This is a genomic window from Neochlamydia sp. TUME1 (assembly GCF_000813645.1).
GTDB lineage: Bacteria > Chlamydiota > Chlamydiia > Chlamydiales > Parachlamydiaceae > Neochlamydia.
The window spans coordinates 1-21,299 of record NZ_JRXI01000002.1 but is presented as its reverse complement, the minus strand read 5'-3'; the positions used below and the strand labels follow the sequence as shown (position 1 = coordinate 21,299).

At 38.5% G+C, this 21,299-nt stretch carries 17 protein-coding genes; 10 read left to right on the top strand and 7 right to left on the bottom strand.

Annotation, left to right across the window (positions count from 1 at the left end; all coding sequences use genetic code 11):
* On the top strand, nt 1–596 hold a 596-nt coding region (locus DB41_RS11055), incomplete at its 5' end, for an IS5 family transposase (RefSeq protein ID WP_039383069.1).
* Nucleotides 597–802: 206 nt separating this feature from the next.
* On the opposite strand, the gene rpsD is transcribed toward DB41_RS11055, so the two are convergent.
* The 5 genes from rpsD to DB41_RS00140 form a co-directional block, all read right to left on the bottom strand.
* Entirely contained in the window at nt 803–1,423 is a 621-nt protein-coding gene (rpsD, locus tag DB41_RS00160; RefSeq protein ID WP_039383067.1) for a 30S ribosomal protein S4, read from the bottom strand.
* Between the two features lie 193 nt (nt 1,424–1,616).
* Nucleotides 1,617–2,657, bottom strand: a complete 1,041-nt coding sequence (locus DB41_RS00155) for a hypothetical protein (RefSeq protein ID WP_039383065.1) — start codon at nt 2,655–2,657, stop codon at nt 1,617–1,619.
* Complete coding sequence (locus tag DB41_RS00150; protein WP_039383064.1) at nt 2,654–3,541, bottom strand: DUF58 domain-containing protein; 888 nt, start codon at nt 3,539–3,541, stop codon at nt 2,654–2,656. The genes DB41_RS00155 and DB41_RS00150 overlap by 4 nt, the downstream gene beginning before the upstream one ends.
* Before the next feature lie 15 nt (nt 3,542–3,556).
* Nucleotides 3,557–4,549 carry a MoxR family ATPase gene (locus DB41_RS00145; protein ID WP_193365232.1) on the bottom strand — a complete coding sequence of 331 codons (993 nt, stop codon included), beginning with the start codon at nt 4,547–4,549 and terminating at the stop codon, nt 3,557–3,559.
* Nucleotides 4,550–4,672: 123 nt separating this feature from the next.
* Nucleotides 4,673–6,403, bottom strand: a complete 1,731-nt coding sequence (locus DB41_RS00140) for an ATP-binding protein (protein ID WP_238578384.1) — start codon at nt 6,401–6,403, stop codon at nt 4,673–4,675.
* A 454-nt stretch (nt 6,404–6,857) separates the two neighbouring features.
* Here DB41_RS00140 and DB41_RS00135 point away from each other — a divergent pair, with 454 nt between their 5' ends.
* On the top strand, nt 6,858–8,876 hold the full coding sequence (locus tag DB41_RS00135) for a RasGEF domain-containing protein (RefSeq protein WP_039383060.1): 2,019 nt from the start codon (nt 6,858–6,860) through the stop codon (nt 8,874–8,876).
* Here the strand turns inward: DB41_RS00135 and DB41_RS00130 are convergent.
* Together DB41_RS00130 and mutL are read right to left on the bottom strand one after the other, a co-directional pair.
* A complete protein-coding gene (locus DB41_RS00130; RefSeq protein ID WP_039383058.1) occupies nt 8,865–9,908 on the bottom strand; it encodes a Xaa-Pro peptidase family protein in 1,044 nt (347 codons plus the stop codon). The genes DB41_RS00135 and DB41_RS00130 overlap by 12 nt on opposite strands.
* 3 nt (nt 9,909–9,911) lie before the next feature.
* A complete protein-coding gene (mutL, locus tag DB41_RS00125; RefSeq protein WP_080502321.1) occupies nt 9,912–11,741 on the bottom strand; it encodes a DNA mismatch repair endonuclease MutL in 1,830 nt (609 codons plus the stop codon).
* A gap of 194 nt (nt 11,742–11,935) precedes the next feature.
* Between mutL and DB41_RS00120 the strand changes: the two genes are divergently transcribed.
* The 8 genes from DB41_RS00120 to DB41_RS00080 form a co-directional block, all read left to right on the top strand.
* Nucleotides 11,936–13,171, top strand: a complete 1,236-nt coding sequence (locus DB41_RS00120; RefSeq protein WP_039383055.1) for a CCA tRNA nucleotidyltransferase — start codon at nt 11,936–11,938, stop codon at nt 13,169–13,171.
* A 166-nt stretch (nt 13,172–13,337) separates the two neighbouring features.
* Nucleotides 13,338–13,538: a DUF3185 family protein gene (locus DB41_RS00115; protein WP_039383053.1), complete on the top strand. Its 201-nt coding sequence runs from the start codon at nt 13,338–13,340 to the stop codon at nt 13,536–13,538.
* A 930-nt stretch (nt 13,539–14,468) separates the two neighbouring features.
* Nucleotides 14,469–15,578 carry a DUF4116 domain-containing protein gene (locus DB41_RS00105; RefSeq protein WP_052243731.1) on the top strand — a complete coding sequence of 370 codons (1,110 nt, stop codon included), beginning with the start codon at nt 14,469–14,471 and terminating at the stop codon, nt 15,576–15,578.
* Nucleotides 15,579–15,784: 206 nt separating this feature from the next.
* Nucleotides 15,785–16,852, top strand: coding sequence for a DUF4116 domain-containing protein (locus DB41_RS00100; protein ID WP_052243730.1), 1,068 nt, complete (start codon nt 15,785–15,787; stop codon nt 16,850–16,852).
* A gap of 298 nt (nt 16,853–17,150) precedes the next feature.
* The gene (locus tag DB41_RS00095) at nt 17,151–17,906 is read left to right on the top strand and encodes an RNA methyltransferase (protein ID WP_039383049.1); all 756 of its coding nucleotides are present in this window, start codon (nt 17,151–17,153) and stop codon (nt 17,904–17,906) included.
* Complete coding sequence (rsgA, locus tag DB41_RS00090) at nt 17,903–19,057, top strand: ribosome small subunit-dependent GTPase A (protein WP_238578383.1); 1,155 nt, start codon at nt 17,903–17,905, stop codon at nt 19,055–19,057. The genes DB41_RS00095 and rsgA overlap by 4 nt, the downstream gene beginning before the upstream one ends.
* A 307-nt stretch (nt 19,058–19,364) precedes the next feature.
* A complete protein-coding gene (gene eno / locus DB41_RS00085; RefSeq protein ID WP_052243729.1) occupies nt 19,365–20,696 on the top strand; it encodes a phosphopyruvate hydratase in 1,332 nt (443 codons plus the stop codon).
* A 262-nt stretch (nt 20,697–20,958) separates the two neighbouring features.
* The coding region (locus DB41_RS00080) for a transposase (RefSeq protein ID WP_039383048.1) at nt 20,959–21,299 on the top strand (341 nt) is incomplete at its 3' end.

Here is a 21,299-nt window from a genome sequence, read left to right as displayed (position 1 = left end):
AAGACACATTAATTAAAAGTGGAGAATTTTCGCTTCCTGGAAAGAAAGCTCTTCTGGAAAAGGATAGTGAATACGAAGTAGTGCTTATAGATGCATCAGAATCACATGTAGAGCGACCTAAGAGGAGAGTTAAAGAAAAAAAGATAAGGAATCGCAACAACAAGCAGAAGCATTTCTATTCAGGACAAAAGAAAAGGCATACCCTAAAAAGTCAGGTGGTAGTCGATAAGAAGAGTAGGAAAGTTATTTGTACGGCCTTTAGTAATGGTAAAAAGCATGATTATAAGTTGTTTAAAGAAAGCAAGGTGCGCTGGACTGATAACCGCTGGGGGATAGCCGATAGTGGATATACAGGTATAAAAAAGCTTCAAAGAAATTCCAGGCTACCAAAAAAATCTAGAAAGAGAAAACCGTTAACTGAGGAAGAAAAAAAGCAAAACCGAGCACTTTCTTCAGAAAATGTTGTAAACGAACATGTGATTGGGAGTTTAAAAAGATTTAAGATCATAAGCGATAGATACAGAAATCGAAGAAGAAGATTTGGTTTGCGCTTTAATCTTATGGCGATGATCTATAATTATGAAATTGAAATTTAATTAAGCAGGAATACTACTTAAACTCTTAAAAGAAGCTTTGCATAAGTTGGATTAGAAAGCGTTTTGTAATTGAAAGCTTTAGTTTTCTGGAGGGATGCGTTTTCTATTAAAGGAGAGTAACAATTTTTAAAGCAGGAAGAAATAATAAGAAAACCCTAGTTTAAGATAACTTAAACCAGGGCTTATCAATCTATACTCCCACTTTTTTAAGTGGAGTGGGCTAAAAAGTCACAGATTTCATGCAATTTGATTTCAATTGGCCAAGGCATCTGCTCAGGTGTAGGCATCGCTAGAAGCTGTCCACCAGAGTTTTCTTTGTCAAAGGAAAGATAATCTGGGACCGAGCGGGAGGGATTATCTAAAGACTGTTGAATCGCTTTCATGGACCGAGACTTTTCTTTTACAGTAATCACCATACCAGGTCGCACTTGGAAAGAGCGACGGTCAACTTTTTTGCCATCCACGAGAATATGACCATGTGAAACAAGCTGATGGGCAGCGAAAATAGTGGAAGCAAGTTTAAGGCGATAAACAATCGTATCCAAACGACACTCTAGCAGTTCTGCAAAGTGCTGGGCAGTGTTACCAGCCATGTTAAAAGCATGCTTATAATAAGCAACGAGCTGCTTTTCACTAAGCATACCGTAGATAGCTTTAAGTTTTTGCTTCTCTTCAAGTTGTAAGCCATAATCTGATTTTTTACGGCGGCGTGCTCCGTGCATACCAGGGGGATTGGGTTTATGCAACAAAGGGTTGCGTGTGCGGCCGAAAATATTTGCACCGAAACGTCGGGCAACGCGGTTTTTATTACCTGTGTAACGAGCCATTGGTTCTCCTAAAACGATTTGCAGCTACGATTATCCTTGTGATAAATCGCAAGTCGAAATTATTACACATTCCTTGACTTTTCTGCAAACATTCTCTGATTTTAAGCTTCTCTGAATGCTTTTTTCTTTGGCTATTTATAAAATAATCTATAAAGATGGCCCTTTTTGAGGAGAAGATTTTAAATAAAAAAGATTAAATAGGATCATCTTGAATAAATTGGATAGCTAATTGATAGGCAATCTCACATTCTTCGATGCTAGGAGAGTAACGCTCAAATTTGACTCTATCAGCCTGTTGAAGAAAGTGTACTAGCTGCTGACGGAAGGAGCTGGAAAAAACAGAGCTTTGGGCCACCTCGGCTAAAAATTCGGGAGTTGTGCTAGTGGCTGCGGGAATATGATATTTTTTTTGAATATAAGCTCTTAAAGTATCAGTTAAATGCACATAAAAATTGTCAAAAAGCCCTTTAGCCGGCAATTGTTTACTTCGCAGTTGCCTAAGTTCTGCTAAAGCTGATTTCTTTGCAATCTTTGCTAATTGCTTAGATGTTAAAGGTTTTTTAATAGAAAAAGATTTTAGGAAAAAGCAAAGATAGAGGGTGATTAGAGCAAAGCATCCTATTTGTATCCAAGGTAGCTGCTTCTCATGCATTTGCTTTATATTCCTCTCGATCTCTTGCTTTTGCAAAGAAGGATCGTTCAATAAAAGCTTTTGATTTTCCTCACTTAGCTCCATAGGAAGTTTTTTTTCAAAGGTCAGCAAAGCTGCAAAATTTTCGGGGATTTGGGAAGTTATTTTTGGAGCGGTGACTTTAATAGGATAAAGCTCGCTTACAATCTTTTTTATAGGAGCGCTCTTATTTTCTGCTATAAAATCGATATCGTAGAAAGTAAGGAACAGCTCTCCCAAGCGTCGCGGCTGTAATATGAGCACAATTTCTTGAGAAAATCTTCCTTTAGCATGTTCTTGAAGATTTTCTATTTTCATCTCCACTAGAGTAAAAGGATGCTCATAAAAGCTGCTGCTTCTAAGAAGATTCTGATGCAGCTTTTTTAAATCGACCTGATATCCAGCCGGGAAAGTTAATCTTAGATGGACGGTGAGAAAATCATTAATAGAAATGGTTGAAGCAGCAGGCGTAATCACTACCTCAAATTCTTTTTCGTCTGCTATGCCTTGAACAAAGGGAGAGAAAAGACCCAGCAGCACCCACAAAAAAAACCAGGCCTTCATCTCCTTTTCCTCGCGCGCATTCTAAAAAATTTACGTAAAAGAGGTGCATAAGGTTGATCGGTATATAGTTCTACTAAACCTACGCCGTTTTTTATTAATAAAGCACGATAAGATTCTACCCGAGCCTTAGCCTGATAAGCAAATTGTCTCTGGAAAAGCTCACTAGAGCTATCTATCGTAAAGCTAGCGCCTGTTTCTAAATCAGTTAAATGGATTAATCCAAAATGAGGGAAAGAAATTTCATAAGCATCTATTAAAGCTAGAGCAATTAAGTCGTGCCGCTTAGCTGCTAGGGCCAACTCATGTGCATAAGGTTTAGAACATATAAAGTCGGTGAGCAAAAAGCAGACAGCTGGCCGCCTCTGAATCTTCCCCAAATAGGCCAAGGCAGCAGCCAAATCAGTTTCATGCTCTGTAGGTTTGAAAGCTAAAATTTCACGTATTAGGCGTAAAACATGCCGAGTTCCCTTAGCAGGAGGAAGATATTTTTCTACTCCATTGGAGAAAAGAATAAGCCCTATTTTATCATTATTTTTAATAGCTGAGAATGCTAGCAAAGCACTAATTTCTGCAATTAAATCGCTTTTAAAAGAAGAAGTGCTACCATAGCGCGTAGAAGCCGATATATCAACCAAGAGCATGACAGTCAACTCACGCTCTTCACGAAAGCTTTTAACAAAAGGACGATTCATACGTGCAGTAACATTCCAATCAATAGAACGAACATCATCCTCTGCCTGATACTCGCGCACTTCTTCAAATTCCATACCTTGCCCTTTGAAAGCCGAGCGATAGGCTCCTGCCAACAGATCATTAGCTAGCTGAGTCGTTTGGATTTGAAGACGATGAATTTTCTTATAAAGAGCTACGTTAAACTCAACCATGGGCTACTAACAAGCTTAAGGTACAGGAACAGTTTTTAGAATGCGCTCAATCATTTCATCGGTGGACACATCCTCGGCTTCCGCCTCATAAGAACGGCGTAGACGGTGTCTTAAGACTGCGGGTGCAATTTTTTTAATATCCTGAGGCACCACATAAGCGCGGCCTTCAAGAAAAGCATTAGCCTTGCAAGCAATGCAAAGAGCAATACTTGCACGTGGCGAAGCTCCGTTGAGCAATAAAGATTGAAGATCCAGGCCATATTGGCTAGGGTAGCGGGTAGCAAAAATTAGATCTAAGATATAGTTAGTAATCTTATCATCCATATAAATTTCATTGATCATTCTACGCGCGTTAAGTATTTCTTCTGTCGTTAATATAGGCTTTACCTTTATGGAAGAGCCTAAATTTGCCATGCGTTTTAGAATTTCTTTTTCCTCTTCTTTGGAGGGATAATCCATGGTGACTTTTAACATAAATCTATCGGTTTGCGCTTCAGGTAAAGGATAAGTCCCCTCTTGCTCTATAGGATTTTCTGTAGCTAGCACTAGATAAGGCTCTTGCAAATGAAAAGTTTGGCCGTTGAGAGTGATTTGACGCTCTTGCATTACCTCTAAAAGAGCCGATTGCACTTTTGCTGGCGCACGGTTAATCTCATCTGCCAACAAGATATGCGTAAAAGCTGGGCCTTTGCTAACAGAGAAAGATCCTTCCTTAAAGTTGTAGATTGAAGTGCCCACTAAATCAGCGGGTAAAAGGTCTGGGGTAAATTGTATGCGTTTATATTCACAATCAACTACTTTCGCTAAAGTGGTTATAGCTAAAGTCTTTGCTAAACCAGGCAAGCCTTCTAAGAGCACGTGGCCATTAGCTAAAAGAGCTATTAGCAAGTAGTTAACCATTTCTTGTTGCCCCACGATAGCTTTGCCCATCTCTTGGCGGGCAAGCATAAACTTTTCATTAGCGTTAGCTATAGTGGCGGCCAGGGTTGAAATATCTGTCAACAGCATTATTTGTCTTTTGTTAGAAGTGTTGTTAATACATATAAGGGATTGTAAAAAAAGGGTAAAGAGAGAAGGTAGATAACGGATATAAATGCGCTTTAATAAAATACCAAAACAGGTTTGTTTTAACTACTCATGCTTGAAAGAGGATCGTACCTGCCGATTAATAGGCAACCTAACAGTAAAAACAGTTCCTACACCGATTTCTGACTGAACGGTAATATGGCCAAAATGCTTTTCTACAATGGTCTCTACGATAGATAACCCTAAGCCAGAGCCGCCCATTTTTCTAGAATGAGCCTTATCTACTGTATAAAAACGTTGAAAAATATTTTCCAGATCGGTAGCTGGAATCCCTATGCCCTTATCGGCAACTTTTACTATAATTTTGTCTTCCTCGGCTTGAAGATAAATGGTGATTTGAGGAGGGGCAACCGAGTATTTAGCAGCATTATCGATAAGATTAATAAAGGCATGTTCTAATAAATGAGGATCTGCTTCAAGAGTCATCTCTTGATCGCCAGGTTTCTCAATCATAATTTGAGCATTTCGATGCACCTCTTTAACCGATTCGCAGCAATTTTTAATAATTTCATGCACATCACAATGGATTAAACGCGATTCAGGTAAATTTTCCACATCCGTTAATGTTAAAAGATCTTTAATGAGATTATTCATTCTTAAGCAGTTGCGTACAATTTTGGAGGTAACCTCTTTAAAAGTCTCGGGTGGTAAATCGGGATTGTCATGTAAAGTTTCAGCAAAACCTCGAATGATGGTAATAGGGGTCTTTAATTCATGAGAGGCGTTAGCAATGAAGTCTTTACGCATGTCTAAAAGCTTGTAATGGGCTGTCATATCCTGAAGGACGACAATAGCACCGCTATTTTCTTTTTTAGGAGCAGCGACTAGATCTAAATATAATCGTTGGGAATCATGCTTAATTTGCACAGCATCTGTTAGCACCTTATTTTGAGCCTGGCAATTGAGCAAAAGAGCTTGAAATGTCTGAGAATGCTGAATTTCATCAGAAAGATCGCTAAAAGACCTACCTACTAGGTGAGTATTTTCTAGCAGTTTACAAGCCATATTATTTGCATAAGTGATCACCCGATGAACATCGACTGCTATCACGCCCTCCCCTAACGATTCAAGAATAGCCTCTTTTTCATTGCGCTCCTGTATAAGATTAGCGATATGGCTTTGAATCCTTATGGAAAGGGAATTTAAAGTGCCGGCCAGCTTGATAAACTCATCTGTTTTGCTAAGGCTATTTAATTCAATTAAAGGCACCCCATGGGTTTCTCCCTGCTGATAAGGATTGATTGCTTTAATAATCTGGTGAATAGGACTGGTTAAGTGATTAATGATAAACCAGGTCATCAAGCTAAAAAGCATGAGAATGGCTGCAGCTAAAGCAATCACTCCTCTCTCAAAATCATGCGTTAGCTCCGTCACATATTTATAAGGAAAAGCTGTACGTAAGACATACGGTTTACCATGGAAATCAAAAGCAATCGCTAAATAGGCAAATTTTTGCCCTAATAGCTCCGAGTAATCCTCATTATATCCACGCCCTGTTCTAAAAGCCTCTAAGACTTCAGGATGCTCAACAATATATTCTTGGCTAAAGCGCAGGCCTAAAATTCTTTTAGCATGAGAATCATACAAAACCTTACGCTCATTATTGACAACACTAATACGAAAAAAAAATAAAGCTTTTTGTTCTTTTAAACGACGTATTAAAGCTTTATCATTAGTAGCTGTCTGAATTTTTTCAATTAAAGCTTGAGAGCTATCATACATAGCCTGGGTAGCAATCTTCTGAACTGTACGGGTAGCAAAAGGATATAAACACACAAGAAAGGCTAGAAATACAACAAGATAGGAAAGAAATATTTTTTGTCTAAAGCTTAGCATGAAAATTTAAGATCTAAAACTCATTTTTAATGGAATTACATTCAAATAAGAACAGCTTTTTATTTATAATATGTTTTATCGTAAAATTTTTGAAGAAAACTTTAGGTGCTAAATTGTTCATTTTAAGCCTAGCCGGTTTAAAATTCGCCCCTTTTTTTTCCTTTTAACAAGCTTAAGCTGCTCAAAAGCATATTTACCCTTTTAAAGATTTAGATAAAATGTAAATTTTTAATTTTTTAAAAGAATAAAAAATAAGCTTAAAGTTAAGAACTTACAGCTTGCAATCGTTAATTAACACCTCACTTTACGAAAGTTAATTACATTTATAATTAAATAATAATTAATAATTATATTATAATAACTATTAGTAGGATTTTAATTATGAGGTGTGCAAATGTCTTCTATAGCCAACAAGCCTTTTTCTCCTTCTGATTTCGCAACAACTCCCTCAACGACTAAACCCTTACCCCCTAATAAGCCCTTGCCAGCTATTCCTAGCCAACCAAAAGTTTCTCCTACTGGGCATATATATAGCCAAAAAAATTCCTTAGAGTCTATTCCGTTAGGAAAAACTTTTTCTCAATCAACCGAACCCACTCCTCCCGAGCTTAAATCCCATCGAATTACTTCTTTTACTTTAGATAAAGCTAGCTCCCTTGTTCAAGCCGCAACCTCCAAGGTAAGTTCTATAGCTAAGAAAACCTTTGAAGAAAGTAAGAGATTAACAAACAAAGAACAAAGACAAGAAGTTTTTTTTAACGCTCGGGAAGGTATTCAAAAAGCTAAAGAAAAAGCGGGAGACTATAAAAATAGATCAGCAGAAAAACTAGGCGAAATTAAATCGCTGCTGAACCACAAAGTGACAACGTTTAAAGAAACTTCTGCTCGCGCCATAAAAACGACAGCCCTTAAGGTCAAACATTCTACACTCTCCTCGTTTAGAGAGATAACCTCCTCAGAAAGAAGAGAAGAATTTGCTAAAAATTTCAAGGTAGCTTCTGAGCGTTTAAAAGATAAAACTGTGCAATATTTTAAAAAAGCGCAAAGCAAGACAAGCGAAGTAAAAAGTAGCCTGCAATCAAAAATTGATAATAGTGCTACCTTAAAAAACATCCGCCATACAATCTCTGCACCCTTTAAAAGCACTGGAGCCAACCGCACGATGGTGGAGGAAAGGGCTGCACAAACTAAAGAATTATTTGCAGATATTTTTAAAAATATAACAAAAGAAGAACTTTTAAAAAATGAGAGTGCAAGAGAAAAATCAGAATATGCAGAGATTTGCCCTCATATAGATCAGTGGGTTAAGTTGTCAAATATGATCAGCAATTCTACAACCTCAAAAATTGTTAACACAGACAATTTAGGTGAGCGTGTTAAAGTGGTGGATTTGTATGTTCGCATTGCCGATCAAGCTTTTAAAAATGGCGATTTTGCCACTGCCCAGGCAATTTTTTTAGGATTAAATCAAGGAAGTGTGCAGCGGCTGCATAAAACTTTTGCCGCCCTTCCACGGCAAACAAAGAATATATATGCAAATTTGGAAAAAAGCTTCTCAAATCCTAATTACTTTTCTTTAAATAAAATTATGGAATTTGCTGAGGGAAACCCTAGTTTATCCATCGTTCCCATGATACATACAGTATTATCAAGAATTGTTTTAGATGGAGAGAAATATATGAAGTCTAAAGCAGATTTAAATGAAACACGCCAAATTGAAAAATACATTTCTTCATTTAAAGAAGCGCCAGCAGGATTAACCGCCGAAATTAATAATTTAAACAAACAGATAGAAAGCATCAGTAAAGAAATTAATGAGGCTAAATTGAATAACGTTTCTTCTTTAAGGCTTTCTTATAAAAAGAGTGATGCAAGCTTAGAACTTTCCTATGCTTTAAAAGTAGAAAAATTTGGCGATTACATTCAGTTGCAAAAAGCAGGCATTTCTTATGAAACTCATAAAGCTCATTTAAACCAGCAACTACAAGATATACACGAAAGAATCCAGCAAGCCGAAAAATCAGGCCAAGCTATTGCTCCTGAAGAACAATTTAGTAAAGAAAACTTAGAAAAAGAAATTGAGATTGCAGAGTGGCTTTATCATGTGGCCAAAGAAATTTATTCGAAAAATTCCTCTATGGATTTAGAGGGAATGCTGGAGAAATTCAAGTTAAAAAATGATAGAAACATCGAAATTGCTGAAGAGAATGTAAAAACGGACGAAAAAAAGTTAGATTCTTTAATCAATGACCTTACGAAATTACAGACTTCTCATACCTCAAGGAAAGATAAATTAGCAGGGGTAAAGGAAAGCGATTGGTACTCCCAACCCCCAACAGATAAAAACCAATTCGAGAAGGATATATATGCCCAATCTTTAAGAATCGAACCCCGTCCATCCTCACGAGCCTAGGACTTGATAGCCGGTAGAAGTAATTAGGAGGGTGTCTTCAATACGCACGCCTCCTATACCAGGAAGATAGATGCCAGGTTCAATGGTGATGACCATCCCTTCTTGCAGCGGCAGCTGCTGATAAGGTTCTTTATTACGGAGCGAAGGCCACTCATGGATTTCTAAGCCTACTCCATGGCCTAAGCTATGTAAAAAATGCTCCCCATAACCGCACGCTGAGATGTAGTCTCTAGCTGCCCGATCCAATTCTCCTATAGTTATTCCAGGCTTACAAAGCGCCATGGCGCGTTGCTGAGCTTTTTCTACAATTGCATAAACTTTCCGCATGATGGCAGGCGGCTCACCCCAAAAAAGTGTACGGGATAAATCCGAGTGATAACCTTTCCATTTTACGCCTACATCAAAAAGCACAGTCATTCCTTCCCTTAACTCTGTCTCTGCTGGGCGATAATGAGGTAAAGCACTATTAGCTCCGAAAGCGATAATAGGCTCAAAAGCTACTCCCTGGGCTTTGTTTTTTTTCCAAAAAATCTCTAACTCGGCAGCCAATTGGTCTTCTCTTACCCCCTCTTTTAAAAGGCTTTTAATATATTCATATCCTTGCATTCCCAGTTGAGCGGCTTCTTGAAGAATAGCTATTTCATGCGCATCTTTTAAACTGCGAATTTTTTGAAGGGAGTGACTTAAAGAAACCAATTTAAGATCTTTAAAATTCTCTTGCATGCTTGCATAGGTTTGATAGGAGATCGTCTCACCGTCAAAGGCTAGCGTGTTAACTCCTCCTAGCAAGCTTTCTAAAGAATTTTTATCACTTAAAAAAACAGGCACAGGTGCTTGATTTTTACAATATTCATAGTAACGATTATCCACTAAAAGAGTAGAATTGCCTTGAGTTTTAATAAGCAGCTTTCCCGCAGATAAAACTAGTCCAGTCAAATAGTAAAGGTTGGTAGGATCCTCAACAAGGAAAGCCTCAACGTTAGAATCATGAAGAACTTTTTCAACTTTTGCTAGACGGTTTTGAAAATTCATAGACTACCCTTTAAAGTTTCTAAATATCTCTTCGGCGCTTATAAAAGCAAGAGTAGATTTTCCTTGAGGACAAAAAAAAGGCATAGAGGTTGCAAACAATTGATTGACTATCGATTGAGCTTCTTCTGTTTGCAAGCGCTTGCGGTAATGGACGGCAGCATGGCTTGCTGCTACGGATAAGCGTTTTTCCATTTCTTTATCCATCATTTTACCTTCAGGAAAGCTGTGCATCATATCTAACAGATCTACTACCCATTTGGAGAGATCTATGTTTCCAAATGTAGCTGGGACAGCATCTATCATAAAGCTATGAGGCCCACTTTCATGGATATGCACCCCTATCTGCGCAAAATTGTCTAGGTTCGTAGATAGCGCGGCTGCTTCAGAGGGGGGCAAATTGATATGATGAGGAATCAATAAAGATTGAACGGCTGCATTTCCAGTGCGTGCCTGCAACAAATTTTCGAAAATCACTCGGGCATGCGCTGCCTTCTGGTCCACTAAGCAAAGTGTATCAGGGGATACCTGTTTCCACGCTTCTAATGAGTAAGCATCCAAAATAATATAACCTGGTATCGTTGCCAAAACACGTGGGAAAGAACGTTTTTCCTGGGCAAGAGGAGCAAGGAAAGAAGGCTGAGGTTCCTCTCTAGAGGGAGCCTTAGCCATAGGGGGCAGCGGTTGATACTCTCTGGCTAAATTTCTCTCTTGTATAGGATGCAAGGAAAATGCCGGCTTAACGGCAGGCATTATAAAGGTGGAAGTAGAAGCAGGAGAACTAAAATCTTCATGAATAGGCTGATGATCCTGATAAGAACTTACATTGCCTTTATGAATAGCTTGTTGGATTCCTTTAAGAACTAATTCTCTTAATATATTTTCTTGACGAAGCCTAACCTCTTTTTTTTGCGGGTGAACATTTACATCCACGGTCTCGCCGGGCACATTCAAATGTAAAACAAAAATAGGATGTCGATTAGTCGGCAAACTTGTGCCATAGGCATCTCGCACAACTGCAGATATCAAGGGAGAAAAAACAGCGCGCTTGTTAATAAAAAGATATTGACCGGTACGATTTTGACGAGAATAATGAGGGGCCCCTACATATCCATGCAAGCTATAATCACCATTTGTAATCTCTACTTCACAGCAGCTCGTCACGAATTCGGCTCCCATTAATGCAGCAATTCTCTCCTTCAATTGATGGGAAAAAGCTTTGCCCGAAGAGCCTCCGGTTTGAATTTCATGGCTCTGATTATTGATCAGTTGAAATTTAACATGAGGATAGCCAAGAGCAAGTAGGGTAATGATTTTATGAATTTCCTGAGCTTCATAGGCAGGAGATTTTTGAAATTTTCTTCTTACCGGGACATTAAAAAAAAGAGACTTTACTTCAATCGTCGTTCCAGGAGCACGGGCAGCAGGGCCACAGTGCATGAGTTTCCCTCCCTCCACAATCACAAGGGTGCCTTCCCCTCCCTCTTGCGGAGCAGTCAAGAGAGTGAATTTGGAAATAGAAGCAATTGAAGGAATAGCTTCTCCTCGAAACCCCATAGAAAAAATTGACTGGATATCTTCTACTTCTTTAATTTTAGAGGTAGCATGGCGTTCTAAACAAAGTACGGCATCATCTTGCTGCATCCCTGCACCATTGTCAGTCACGCGGATAAGCTGGCGGCCCCCTCCTTTAATCTCTACGCAAATTTCTGTAGCGCCTGCATCTAAAGAATTTTCCATTAATTCTTTTACTACAGAAGCTGGACTTTCAATGACTTCGCCTGCTGCAATTTTATTAATAGTATGTTCATCAAGAACACGAATTTTTGAAGGCATAATATTTATTACTCGCTTAAACTTCTCAAGTATAAAGGATGATCCATAAGCAAGCAAGGAGAAGGATATCAAAAGATAAAAGCATTTCTCAAGCGTCTTTGAAAAAGAAAAATAGATGATCGTTAGTTTTATAGATAGCAAGAATGCCCTGCTATCTCTTGCCTCCTTATAGCTTTTTTTAGTAACATGATTCTATGTATATTAAAAAATTAGCCACAGATATTGTAAAAAAGTTAAACCAAGCGGGATACAAAGCTTATTTTGCCGGTGGTTGGGTACGTGACTATTTGATGAACCAACCTTCAGCTGATATAGATATTGCTACCGATGCACCCCCTGAGGTGATTTTAAAACTTTTTCCTCATACCCTCTTAGTAGGCCTTGCTTTTGGAGTGGTCATCGTCATATTGGAGGGATATCAATTTGAAGTGTCTACTTTCAGAAAAGATTTAGAATATGTCAATGGTAGAAAGCCAAAAAGCATCGAGCTATCAAATGAAGAAGAAGATGTAAAACGCCGGGACTTTACTATCAATAGCATGTTCTATGACCCTTTGGAAGAAAAGATTTATGATTACGTGGAAGGAAGAAGAGATTTAGAATTAGGCCTTATCCGCACAGTGGGAGACCCTTTTGAACGTTTTTCTGAAGATCGTTTACGCATGATAAGAGCTATACGCTTTTCTGCCCGCTTTAATTTTCGGTTAGATGAAGCCACCCAACAAGCTATTCAAGAAAAGGCTAACACTCTTTTTCCAGCCGTTGCTATAGAAAGGGTGTGGAAAGAATTTGTAAAAATGGCTGGCTACCCTCATTTCGCAAATGCTTTGATGGAAATGCACCGCTTAGGTCTATTGCCAGTTATTTTTCCTTCACTTGCTCACTTGCATCTAAAAGATTTAAGTCAATACCTTAGCCCTTTTTCCAAATTCCCTACCTATACTCCTACTATTTTATATATCCTTGAGCTATTCCCCTCTTTTGATACGCAACAGTTGCAAAACCTTTGCAGTTACTTGCGCCTCAGCACGGAGGAGACCAAACTTGCTACTTTTGTGCAGACTGGAAAACAACTTTTATCTTTAGCCCCAGGGCTTTCTGATCCTGAATGGGTCCACTTTTACGCTCATTCATACTCTCAAGTATGTTTAGAGATCTTCGCAGCCCGCCTATCTGAAGATAGTGAAGAAGCTTTTTATCAAGAGCATGAACAAAATCAGGAACGCTTGAAACCTCATATTAAACGAGCGATAAAAAAACAGCCTTTAGTGACTGCCAGTATGCTTAAATCTCTGGGAGTTTTACCTGGTAAAAGCATGGGCCTTTTATTGCAAGAAGCGGAAAAGAACGCTATTTTGCATAATCTGCAAGCACCTGAGGAAAGCATAAAAATGCTTCAGCAGTCCAAACATTGGCCGAATTTAAACTAAAGGCTTTTGCAAAAATCTTTTAAGGCTAGGAAAAAACTATACAAAATATAGAAGCCAGTTATAATAATTTTACAGCTTGAAATAGTAGAATGGAGAACGTGAAAAGCTTTTCTATCACTCGTATAAAATTAGCTAATTTTTAAATTATTTATCTCAGGAGAAATTTATGCGTATATTAGGTTTGGTTAGCTTAGCAGTTGGAATTGCTCTTCTGTTATTTGGCATCAATTCTTCTCAAGCATTCACAGAGAAGGTTGTGGAAGATGTTACGGGCCGTTATACAGACAATACAATGTGGTACATTATTGGTGGAATAGCTATGATCGTAGGAGGAGGAGCCCTCACTCTTTTTGGTAGAGCTAAATAAAGTAAATTAAAGGGTAGAGGAATTAATCCAGCGGGTTGCATGCTAATATAAGCAACTTTCTAAGCTTAATGAAATGTTTTTATATTGACTGCAGAACCGGCCGCAGGGAGGAATTTTGTTTGATGATTAGCAGCTGGGGTATAAAAGCTCCAAGCTAATACTTTTCAATACAGAAAAGAGCTTCTTCTTTTGCTTTATTTGTGGACCACCCATGGTTAATTTCGAATAAAAGCAAATATCTCTCTAACAATTCTGGCCTTTCAGGATAACTAAGCATTTAGGCAATACTTTTAGAAATATCCTGAATGGCCAAATTAAACTGCTTTATTCTTTGACTAGCCAAACATCTTTAAGCCCTTTCAGCTCCCCTTCCTTTAAATACTTTAAATAAAAAATCCCCTTTCCTTTATGATAAACGGAAGAAAACTTTCGGATATCTCCTTTTAAAATCTATTCAATCTTGTTCCCCAGGTTTTCAATTTTCAGAACCTACTTATATACCACTAAACTCTTTACTGTACGCAGCTTATGCCAGACACATGGAATAATTTAAAATATTAAAGCCCTCGGCAGTATAAAAAACATTAGATGATAAGTTTTTTAAACATAGAGCATACTAATAAAAAACTGTCCATAATTATCTAGCAAACTAACAAGCTAATCCTGCCAAAGCAATAGAAGGTTAAAAGTCTTGGAAGGAAGCAAGATCAGCGTTTACGGTTATTCTCATTAGCTTATCTAACACTCTAAAAGGATCATTTCATTTAAGAAATAAAATTAAGGATTTAAAAATATTATTTACATCTAATTTTAACAATAAAAAGCAAGCCCTTGAATAACCGGAGAAAAAAATCATTTTTTTGTTGGATTTAAATGACTCTAAAATTAAATTTGTTTCTAAGTCTAAATAAGCTATTAAGGAGATACAGAATGGGAATAAGCAATTTATCTCAGGCATGCAGAAGGATAGATGATATCGCTGACTATATCCCTGTTATCAGCACGGTCACTAATTTAGTTGATCTCTTCCAGAAATGCATTATCTCGACCTTCATATCAAAGGAAAGCTTAGTAAAGAACCATTACTATAAACACCTTAGCGACAAAAGCTTTAGAAGGTGCATAACCTTACTGATTCCTGTTTTGGGTAATCTCACTATTGCCATCCTAGACTTTTTGCATCAAAAAAAAGATAACGAAAAGCAACAAGATAAGAATGTTTCTTCTAAACCTACAACTCTTCAAAAAGATAAAGAGGCTTTAGTTGCTATTGTTAAGAAAGAAGGACTTGCTCTTAAGGGCGCTCGCTTAGAACTTCAAAAAGATAAAGATATCGTGCTGACAGCCGTTAAGCAAAATGGCGAAGCACTTCAATATGCTAGCCGAGAGCTTAGAGACAATAAAAACATTGTACTTGCTGCAGTCGAGCAAAATGGCTGGGCCCTTGAGTTTGCTAGCCCTAGGCTGCAGAATGATAGGGATGTTGTACTTACGGCTCTTCGGCAAAATGGCTGGGCCCTTCGATATGCCAGCCCCAGGCTTAAAGATGATCCCAAGATTGTACTTGCTGCTATTCAAGAAAACGGCTGGGCTCTTGCGGAGGCCAGCGAAAGGCTTAGAAAAAATAAAAAGATGATCATTGCTGCCATTCAGAACGAGGGCTGGGCCCTTGAAGAGGCTAGCGAGGAGCTTAGGAACGATAAAGACATTGTGCTGGCTGCCGTTAAAAAAAGACCTTCAAGGCTTCGCTATGCTAGCGAAAAGCTTAAAAACGATAAGGATGTGGTGCTTGCCGCCGTTAAGCAAGATGGTTACGCTCTTGAATTTGCTAGCCCACAACTGCAAAATGATAAGGATGTAGTGCTTGCTGCCATCCAACAAAATGGCTGGGCCCTTCAATATGTTAGCTCTGCACTTAAAGACAATCTAGATATTGTGCAGGCGGCTGTCCAACAGAATGGCTGGGCCCTTCAATATGCTAGCCGGGAGTTACAAAAAAATGAGGAGCTCATCAAACTAGCTAGGCTGACTAGGAAATAGATAACTTTAGTACTTATTTAAAAAGGCATATTGATCAAAATTCGGGCGCCTAAAATCCCTTAAAACCATGGGGATAAATAGGCCTACTTTCCCTTGCTCTACACTTTCCCCTTAAATGGAAGAAAAATAAAGCTTATAGATTTTAAATAATTCTTTAATTAAAATTATTTTCCTTATTAGTTCAACCAATTGACATGGAAGCCCTAATGAAAATCCATGATTTATCTCAAGCTTGCTGTTCGATTGATAATATTGCAGACTATATTCCCCTAGTTAGCACAGTGACTAATTTAGTTGATATTTTCCAAAAATGTGTCCTTCTACATTTTAATCCAGAGCAGAGTTCTTCTGAAAGCCCTTATTATGCTCACCTCAGACTTAAAAGCTTTAAACGATGTATAATCTTATTGATTCCTATTCTAGGAAATATAAGCATAGGAATTTATGATTTTACTTGCCGTAAAAGCAAGGGAAAAAAAACTGTAACACCAAATGTCGAACTAAAGAGCCTAGCCCTCCAAAATAGCAATAAAGAGATTAAGAACAATAAAAGGTTGATCCTTGCTATTGTCAAGCAAAATGGTTGGGCGCTCGAATATGTTAACGAACAGTTTAAGGATGATAAAGATATTGTACTTGCAGCCGTTAAGCAAAAGGGCATGGCTCTTCAGTATGCGAGTGAAAACCTCAAAAACAACAAAAGTGTGGTGCTTGCCGCCGTTCAGCAAGATGGTTGGGCGCTTGAGCATGCTAGCAAAGAGCTTCAAAATGATAAGCGAGTGGTCCTGGCTGCGGTCCGGCAAGATGGCTCGACGCTTCAAGAAATTAGCCAAGAGCTTAGAAATACTAAGGAAATCGTACTTGCCGCCGTTCAACAGAACGGCTGGGCCCTGCAGTATGCTAACGAAAAACTTAAAAATAATAAAGAAATTGTACTTGAAGCCGTGCGGCAGAATGGATGGGCCATACAGTACGCTAGCGAACAACTTAAAAATAATGAGGATGTCGTGCTTGCTGCACTTGAGCAAAATGGGTTAGCCCTTGAGTATATTGGCCCCGCTTTAAAGGATAAAAAAAATGTTGTGCTTGTTGCTCTCAAGCAAAATGGTTTAGCCCTTGAGTATGCTAGCCAAAATTTTAAAAATGATGAGAACATGGTGCTGACAGCTGTTCAACAAAATGGTAAAGCGCTTCGGCATGCCAGCTATGGACTTCAAAAAAACAAGAAACTTATCAATCTAGTTAAAAAACAAAGCTCTCCTCTAATACCTTAACTTTCTTTTAAAATTCTTTAGAACCTCCAATGAAAATAGGAGATATTTTAGGCAAGATATTCATCGCTTTGAAAATGCTTATAGGCTCTTAAAATGAACGGTCTAAAATCTTTAAGCTATATTTTTAGCTCTTATACTTAATAGTAAATTAAAAAAATTGCTTAAGGCGACAAACAAAACGCTGCATTGTAATCCCTAAAGAATTTGAGAGAAGAGAGAGAGGCCTCGATTCATCTATTGCAAGATGGAGTAAAAAAAGTTATAGTTAGCTATCCCAAGGTAATAAATCTTTATTTTTATGAAAGAACTTTCTAGCCCTCAGCATCCTTTAATTAAACATTTAGTAAAGCTACGTCAAAATCATGATTATCGCTGGCATCATCAGACCCTCGTGCTTGAAGGGATCAAATTAATCGCTGAGGCCAGTTCTTTGCTTACTTTCAAAACTATCTTAGCTTCCTCTGCCCATCTTTTACCTAAAAATGTGAAAGCCGAAAAAATTATTTTAGCTGCTCCTGCGCTCATTCAAAAAGTATCAGGCCTCCAATCTTCTGAAGGCATCCTAGCTGAAGCTCCTATGCCTAAATTCTCTAATCTTTATGGAAAAAAATACCTCTTGGCTTTAGATCGTATCAACGATCCCGGCAATCTAGGTACCATTATTCGCTCAGCCATAGCTTTAGGATGGGAAGGCATTTTTTTACTCGAGGGAACTTGCGATCCTTTTAATGAAAAAGCCCTGCGCGCCTCTCGTGGGGCTGTGTTTAAAATTCCTATGCGTCAAGGTGCTTGGAAAGACTTACAAGAGATTATTAAAGTAAACAACTTACAAGGCTTAGTTGCCGACATTAAAGGAGTCCCTTTTGAACAGGTAAAGCCCTCGTCAGGAGTTCTTTTAGTTTTAAGCAATGAAGCTCAAGGGCCTTCTCAAGAAGCTTTTTCTATAGGTTCACCGATCACGGTGCCTATGTCTGGAGAAATGGAATCTCTCAATGTTTCCGTAGCAGCAGGACTCTTACTTTATAGTTTGCGCCAAAAGAGAGAACTTTTATGAAAAATTCTAAACAAGATGATCTGCCACGTATGCCAAAAAAATGGGTAGGTTGTGACCTTGAAGCCGATTATTTTAAAGATGACCGTAAAAATTCGCGGCGTGAGCGTAAGCTAGCCTCTGCAAAAGATCGTTCTAAATACAAAAAAACAGATAGAGATAAACGACAAAAAAATAAAGAACTCCATCAAAATATTAAACTTGCCAAAGAAGATTTACTACGGGGAAGAGTTCTATCCATTACCCCTCAAGGAATTATGGTAGAGCATGAGGATGCAATCTATGCCTGCTCTATGCGTGGTCTGTTAAAAAAGGAAAAAACACAATTTAAAAATCTTGTTACCGTAGGAGATTTGGTGTTATTTCAAAGAACAGATGCTCAGGAAGGCCTTATCGCGCATGTTGAAGAACGTTATTCTGTTTTATCGCGCGCTGACAATCTTTCAAGGCGTCAAGAGCAATTAATCGCTGCTAATATAGATCAGGTATTAATTACTGTTTCCGTCGTCAATCCACCCCTTAAGCCTTTTCTTGTGGATCGCTACATTATAGCCGCGCGCAAAGGCGGTATGGAACCTGTAATAGTGGTCAACAAGATTGATTTACTCGATCATCCTACCACACCCGCGACTGAAAAAGAACTTTATAAGGATTTTCTGCATGCTTATAAAGCCGCGCAGATTCATGTAATACCTGTTAGTATTGTTAACGAACAAGGGTTAGATCAGCTAAAAAGCATAATGAAAAATAAAGCGTCCGTTTTTTCAGGGCAATCAGGCGTAGGTAAATCCTCCCTTATTAATGCCATTACAGGCCTTAATTTTAAAGTAGGAAAAGTCGTTGAGAAGACTAAAAAGGGCTCTCATACTACTACCACGGCAAAGCTTATTCCATTAGAATTTGGTGGCTGGTGTATAGACACTCCAGGAATTAAAAGTTTTGGCTTATGGGATCTTAATAAAGAAGAAGTCGAGCAATACTTTCCTGAAATTGAGGAAATCGGACAACAGTGCAAGTTTCCTAATTGTTCTCATACACATGAAAAAGAATGTGCTGTACTTGCAGCCGTAGAAAACGAAAAGCTTTCTCCCTTACGCTTTGCTTCTTATCAGTATTTGCTAGAAGCTCTATCGCAAGAACACTTACGCCGTTAGCTTTTCCTTTATATTAAAATTTTAAAAAGTTTACCAGTAATTGCCGCTCCTTCATTTCTTACGGTCATCACTCTGTCTTCTTGCGGAAGTTAAAGAAATTATGCCCTTGCCTTCGTAAATGACCTTCCTCTGCTCTTGGCTTAAGGATCCATTTTTTGATGGATAGGGTTTAGGAAGAATGTGCTTAACAGCGTATGAGTAGACATTTGAGAGCGAGCAATTTCAAAATTCTATCCCTCTAGAAGAGTTACTTGATAACAAACCGTCTAGATTATATCTTAAAAAAAATTAACTCGAAGGTAAAAGCATGTCTTATATTCGCTCAGTAAAAGCTATAGAAATTTTGGATTCGCGCGGTAACCCTACCCTTAAAGTCATGATTACTACCGATCGTGATATTAGTGCCGAAGCTTCAGTGCCTTCAGGTGCATCGACAGGTCAGCATGAAGCCTTAGAACTTAGAGATGGAGATAAGAGACGTTTTGCAGGTAAAGGAGTGCAAAAAGCTATCACGCATGTGAATGGACCCCTCGCTCAAATTCTAGTAGGAGAGCATGTCTTTGATCAAGCTCGCCTCGATCGCATGATGATCGCCAGTGATGGCTGTGAAAATAAAAGTCGTTTTGGAGCCAATGCAATTTTAGGAGCTTCTTTAGCCTTAGCACGAGCAGGGGCCCTTAACGCTAAACTCCCCTTATACCGCTACATAGGTGGAGCTCATACCCATATTCTTCCTTGCCCGATGATTAACATTCTTAATGGCGGAGCTCATGCTGATAATCTGCTTGATTTTCAAGAATTTATGATTCGACCTATAGGAGCTCCTTCCTTTCATGAAGCTGTACGCTGGGGAGCAGAGATTTTTCATACTTTAAAAGGGATACTGCGAGAAGAAGGCCATGTTACAGCGGTAGGTGACGAAGGAGGCTTTGCTCCTAATCTTGAGTCCAATGAGATCGCTTTGGAAATGATAGTCTTAGCCATCGAAAAAGCAGGATACCGTCCTGGCATTGATGTATCGCTAGCATTAGATTGCGCGGCTTCTGAGTTCTATGATGACTCTACTCATCTTTATAAAGAGAAAAAGAAACAAAAAAGGAAGATACCCTTTATCGAACGAACAGCCGAAGAAGTCGTAGATTATTTAGAAAATTTGGTAAAGAAGTTCCCTATCGATTCAATTGAAGATGGACTGGCCGAAAATGATTGGCTGGGTTGGCAGCATCTTACTAAAAAATTAGGACATCAAATTCAGCTAGTAGGAGATGACATTTTCGTGACTAATCCTAAATTTCTGTCGCGGGGTTTTGACCTAAATGTCGCTAATTCCATTTTAATTAAACCCAACCAGATTGGCACCTTAACTGAGACGTTAGAAACTATTCGCTTAGCTCAAAACAACAGCTATGCTGCTATTATTTCTCATCGTTCGGGGGAAACTGAAGACAGTATAATTGCCGATATAGCCGTGGCTACAAATGCAGGGCAAATTAAAACAGGTTCTCTTTCTCGTACAGACCGAGTCGCCAAATATAATCGTTTACTCAATATTGAAGACAGTCTTCAAAGTGTGTGCCGTTATGGGGATAGTAATCTGTATAAATGTAGGACGGGTTTTTCCTCGCCCTCATCTTTTTAAGGGAGGGGCCTTGAATTCAAGGTTAAGCTTCTTTGATAAATTATTTCATAGACAAGCTAGCTAAGCATCTTTTCTTAAAACAGGCAAAAATACCCTGCTCTTCTAACATACATACACGTGTGCTATAATATAAATAGTCCGACATGATTTAAAGGGTGTTTCATGCTTGAACAATATTTTGAGAGTATTTTTTCTCCCCAATTGCTATAATTTATTTACGCTTAAATCATTATAAAGCTCTTAATTTCTTGCAAAGTTGACTATGAAACCAATCAAGCTAGATAACCAACAAGGCCGTCTTTTTAACCCCCGCTTTAGCGATGAACTCAATCTAGATCATCCTCTTATCCAGCTATCCAAATTGATTGAATGGAAGCAGTTGGAAGAAGAATTTGATAAGCTGTTTGTTGAAAAGATAGGGCAACCAGCCAAACCAGTCAAGCTAGTTGTAGGGCTATTTATCTTGCAGCATATGTATGGGCTTTCGGATGTAAATGTGGTACATCGATGGGTAGAAAATCCTTATTGGCAATACTTTTGTGGGTATGAGTTTTGGCATCATGCGCTGCCTATCCATCCTACTTCTTTAATTAAATGGAGGCA